This window comes from Alcanivorax sp. P2S70, assembly GCF_000475295.1.
Classification (GTDB): domain Bacteria; phylum Pseudomonadota; class Gammaproteobacteria; order Pseudomonadales; family Alcanivoracaceae; genus Alcanivorax; species Alcanivorax profundi.
Window position 1 is genome coordinate 1 of record NZ_AXBZ01000037.1, and the last position, 4,714, is coordinate 4,714.

A 4,714-nucleotide genomic window follows, 5' to 3' on the forward strand; every position below is an offset into this window, starting at 1 on the left:
CCGGCTTTCTTCGTTCTGGGCGCCCCCCTACAACAACACCCGCCGCATATCTGACAACAACTGGCTCAGATAGGTGGTAAACCGTGCCGCATCTGCCCCATCAATGACACGGTGGTCATAGGACAAACTCAACGGCAAGGTCAGCCGCGGGACAAACTGATTGCCATCCCACACCGGTTGCATATCCGAACGGCTCACCCCGAGTATGGCCACTTCCGGCCAGTTCACAATGGGCGTAAACGCCGTGCCACCAATACCGCCCAGCGACGAGATACTGAACGTACCTCCCTTCATGTCCGCCGGGGTGAGTTTGCGATTGCGCGCCTTCTCCGCCAGCTCGCCCATTTCCAGGGCGATTTCTTTGAGGGTTTTCTTGTCCGCTTCCTTGATCACCGGCACCACCAGACCATTGGGGGTATCCACCGCAATACCGATGTTGATGTAGTGCTTGTGAATCAGGGCTTCGCCACTGTTCTCAAGTGAACTATTGAAGCGTGGAAACTCCTTCAGCGCCTTGGCACAAGCGGCCACAAGGAACGCCAGCATGGTGAGCTTGACGCCTTCCCGTTCCAGCGCCTTGTTCTGCTGCTTGCGGAAGGCTTCCAAGTCGGTGATGTCCGCATTGTCATGCTGGGTCACATGGGGAATGGTCAACCAGGAGCGGTGCAGATTCTGGGCAGACACCTTGCGCAATTTGTTCAGCTCTTCCCGCTCGACATCCCCAAACTGACTGAAATCGATCTCCGGCAGATCCAGCGACACTCCACCACTGCCGGTTGCCGGCGCGCTCTGTGATTCCAGGCGCTGTTTCACCCAGGCATGCACATCCTCTTTGAGGATACGATCCTTGGGACCGGTTCCGGTCACCTGCCCCAGATCCACGCCCATTTCCCGGGCCAGCTTGCGCACCGCCGGCCCGGCATGAACTGCCTTGCCGGGAGAGTTTGCCGCTGCGGGAATAGCGGTGGAGGTCTGCGCGGGTTTGGCCTGCTCCTGCTTGTTCTGTTCCTGTTTATCGGAGGCACTGGTCTGCGATACAGAAGCAGACGACGTTGCGGTGTTTTCTGTCGCGTTGGGCGCCGCATCACCACCGGATACCGCCAGCGTCAGCAAGGGATCACCGGTACTGACCTTGTCACCCACCTTGATGATCACGGACTCCACGGTGCCCGCCTGGGGCGCCGGGATTTCCAGCGATGCCTTGTCGGACTCCAGCACCGCGATCACCTGCTCGGCCTCCAGCACATCCCCTGCCGCCACACTCACTTCGATGATCTCGGCACCATCGATATCACCCAGGTCCGGCACCGTCACGGTTTCCGTGCGCGATTCCGTGCCGCTGGCTGACTTGGCTGGTGCCTGCTCAGCCTCTGGCTGAGGCGCGGTTTCCTGCTCGGTTGGCGTGTCAGTTGTTGCTTCTTCCTGCGACGGGGCGTTGTCATCCGCCCCTGAATCGGCCTCGACCTCCAGCAGGTCATCCCCTTCCTTGACCCGGTCCCCCACCTTCACGTTGATGGCAGTGACCTTGCCGGCTTTCGGAGCCGGGACTTCCACTGTGGCCTTGTCGGATTCCAGTACCACAATGGTATCTTCCGCGGCGATGGTATCGCCGACTTTTACGCTGATCTCGATGACGTCAACAGGATCACTGCTGCCCACATCGGGAACCTGAATCTTCTCACTCACACCAGTCTCCTTTTAGTGAGATTGTCTTGAGGTGCGATCAATGCATCACCGGATAGGGTTTATCCGTGTCGATGCCATATTGTTCGATGGCCTGCTTCACTGTGGCGGCATCCACCTTGCCTTCCTTGCGCAGCGCGTTCAGCGCCGCCAGCACCACGAAGTGACGGTCCACCTCAAAGAAGTGACGCAACTTCTGGCGCGAGTCACTGCGACCGAAGCCGTCGGTGCCCAACACGGAGTAAGGGGATTTCACCCAGGGACGAATCTGGTCGGCAAAGCTGCGCATGTAATCGGTCGATGCGATCACCGGGCCTTCGCGGCCATCCAGGCATTTCTCGACCCAGTTCTGCTCGCGCTCGCTGTCCGGATGGAGCAGCTCGTCACGGTCTTTCTGGATACCTTCACGACGCAGCTCATTGAAGCTGGTGACGCTCCACACGTCCGCGGCGATGCCGAAGTCCTCGCGCAGCAGCTCAGCGGCGGCCTCCACTTCACGCAGGATAGTACCGCTGCCCAGCAGCTGAACCCGTGGCGACCTCTTGGTCTTGCCCTTGCCTTCGCGCAGCAGGTACATGCCGCGGCGGATGCCTTCTTGGGCCCCTTCCGGCATGGCGCCATGCACGTAGTTCTCGTTCATCAGTGTCAGGTAGTAGAAGACTTTTTCGTTGTCTTCGTACATGCGCTTGAGGCCATCGTGCAGGATCACCGCCAGCTCGTAGCTGTAGGTCGGATCGTAGCTGACGCAGTTGGGGATGGTGCCCGCCAGAATATGGCTGTGGCCATCCTGATGCTGGAGGCCTTCGCCGTTGAGCGTGGTACGGCCAGCGGTGGCACCCAGCAGGAAGCCTCGGGCCTGGCTGTCACCTGCCGCCCAAGCCAGATCGCCGATACGCTGGAAGCCGAACATGGAGTAGTAGATGTAGAACGGAATCAGGGCAAAGTTGTGCACGCTGTAGCTGGTGGCCGCTGCCAGCCAGCCGGACATGGCCCCCGCTTCGTTGATGCCCTCTTCCAGGATGCGACCCTTTTTGTCTTCGCGGTAATACATCACCTGGCCAGCATCTTCCGGCTCGTACTTCTGACCGCCGGAAGAATAGATGCCCAGCTGACGGAACAGCCCTTCCATCCCGAAGGTGCGGGCCTCATCGGGCACAATCGGCACCACCCGGTCGCCAATCTGCTTGTCCTTGATCAGCGCACTCATCATGCGAACAAAGGCCATGGTGGTGGAGATTTCGCGATCACCACTGCCTTCCAGAAAACTGGCAAACACATCAAGGCCCGGAATGGTCAGCGCCTGACTGGCCTGCTGACGACGCACTGGCATGTATCCACCCAGCTTGTTGCGCTGTTCATTCATGTAGCGCAGTTCCGCTGACTCAGGGTCCGGCCGGTAGTAAGGCACGTCCTTGAGTTGCTCGTCGGTAAAAGGCATGTCGAACCGGTCGCGGAATTCCTTGAGACTTTCCAGATCCAGCTTCTTCATCTGGTGGGTCTTGTTCACCGCCTCACCAGCACCGGTGGCATAGCCTTTTACGGTCTTGGCCAGAATCACGGTGGGACGCCCGGTGTGTTTGGTGGCCTCATGGTAAGCCGCGTACACCTTGAACGGGTCATGGCCACCACGGTTGAGGCGATAGATGTCCTCGTCGGACATGTGCGCCACCAACTCCTTCAGCTCCGGATAAGCGCCGAAGAAATGCTCGCGGGTGTAGGCGCCGCCGTTCTTCTTGTAGGCCTGATACTCGCCATCCACGCACTCTTCCATACGGCGGCGCAGCAAGCCCTGGTTATCTTTTTCAAGCAGGGGATCCCACAAACGCCCCCAGACCACCTTGATCACATTCCAGCCTGCACCCCGGAACACGCCTTCCAGTTCCTGAATGATCTTGCCGTTACCCCGTACCGGGCCATCCAGACGCTGCAGGTTACAGTTGACCACAAACACCAGGTTATCCAGCTTCTCGCGGCCGGCCAAAGCCAGCGCACCGAGGGATTCCGGCTCGTCCATCTCGCCATCGCCCATGAAGGCCCACACCTTGCGGTTGTCCTTCTGGATCAGCTCCCGGTTCTGCAGGTACTTCATGATGTGGGCCTGATAGATGGCCTGGATCGGCCCCAGCCCCATGGACACGGTGGGGAATTGCCAGAAATCCGGCATCAGCCACGGGTGCGGGTAAGACGACAGACCCTGCCCGTCCACTTCGCGACGGAAATTATCCAGTTGCTCTTCGCTGATACGCCCTTCCAGATAGGCCCGCGCATACACGCCCGGCGCCGAGTGACCCTGAAAGAACACCAGGTCCCCTTCGTTTTCATCGCTGGGGGCCCGGAAGAAATGGTTGAACCCCACGTCATACAGGGTGGCCGACGAAGCGAAGGAAGCAATATGGCCACCCAGTTCATCGTCGTTGTTCATGTTTGCCCGCATCACCATGGCAAGCGCATTCCAGCGCACCAGGGAACGGATACGGCGTTCCATGAATACATCACCGGGAATGGAGGCTTCGTCTTGCGGGGAAATGGTGTTGAGGTAGGGGGTGTTGAGATGGGTACGGTGGATGCCCTGTTCCTGGGCTTCGTTGGCAATGACATCGAGAAGCCAGGCAGCCCGTTCCGGGCCTTCCCGCTCGACCACTGATTCCAGTGCGTCCAGCCATTCCCGTGTTTCAGCGGGATCCATATCATCAAAAAAACTGCGTTTCTGCATGGGCGTGCGTCCTTTTTCGCGTAGCCAGGCGGCCTTGCAGGATCACTGCAAAACCGCAAAAAAACCCAAGGGTGTCTGGGCCGAGCGGATCACTCGTTGTCATTTATACTAGCTGGGGTGACCGGCGGGTCAAATGACGAAAAGCATCAGTTTTCATGGCGTTAGACCAGGGAGCCTCTGAATAACTCCTTGCATGCTCAGTCTTTCAGGCTGGTCCGCCCCCTCTATGGGTCAAAAGGTAAAGAGGGGCGCGATTTTGAAGGTGTATGTCCATCCATCGGCTCTTCACCTTCGAAGGAAGCGCAACAACGAGTGCGG

2 protein-coding genes are annotated in these 4,714 nt (G+C 58.9%); both read right to left on the reverse strand.

Annotated features, from left to right (window positions below; translation table 11 throughout):
- Positions 1–27: 27 nt before the first annotated feature.
- Positions 28–1,686 (reverse strand): dihydrolipoyllysine-residue acetyltransferase, encoded by a 1,659-nt coding sequence (gene aceF, locus Q672_RS29425; protein WP_022986108.1) that lies wholly within the window; start codon positions 1,684–1,686, stop codon positions 28–30.
- A gap of 37 nt (positions 1,687–1,723) precedes the next feature.
- Positions 1,724–4,396, reverse strand: coding sequence for a pyruvate dehydrogenase (acetyl-transferring), homodimeric type (gene aceE / locus Q672_RS29430; protein WP_022986109.1), 2,673 nt, complete (start codon positions 4,394–4,396; stop codon positions 1,724–1,726).
- Positions 4,397–4,714 lie beyond the last annotated feature (318 nt).

Coding starts and splice junctions, on each gene's coding strand:
- aceE (WP_022986109.1), bottom strand. CDS start 4,396: ATGCAGAAACGCAGTTTTTTTGATGATATGGATCCCGCTGAAACACGG.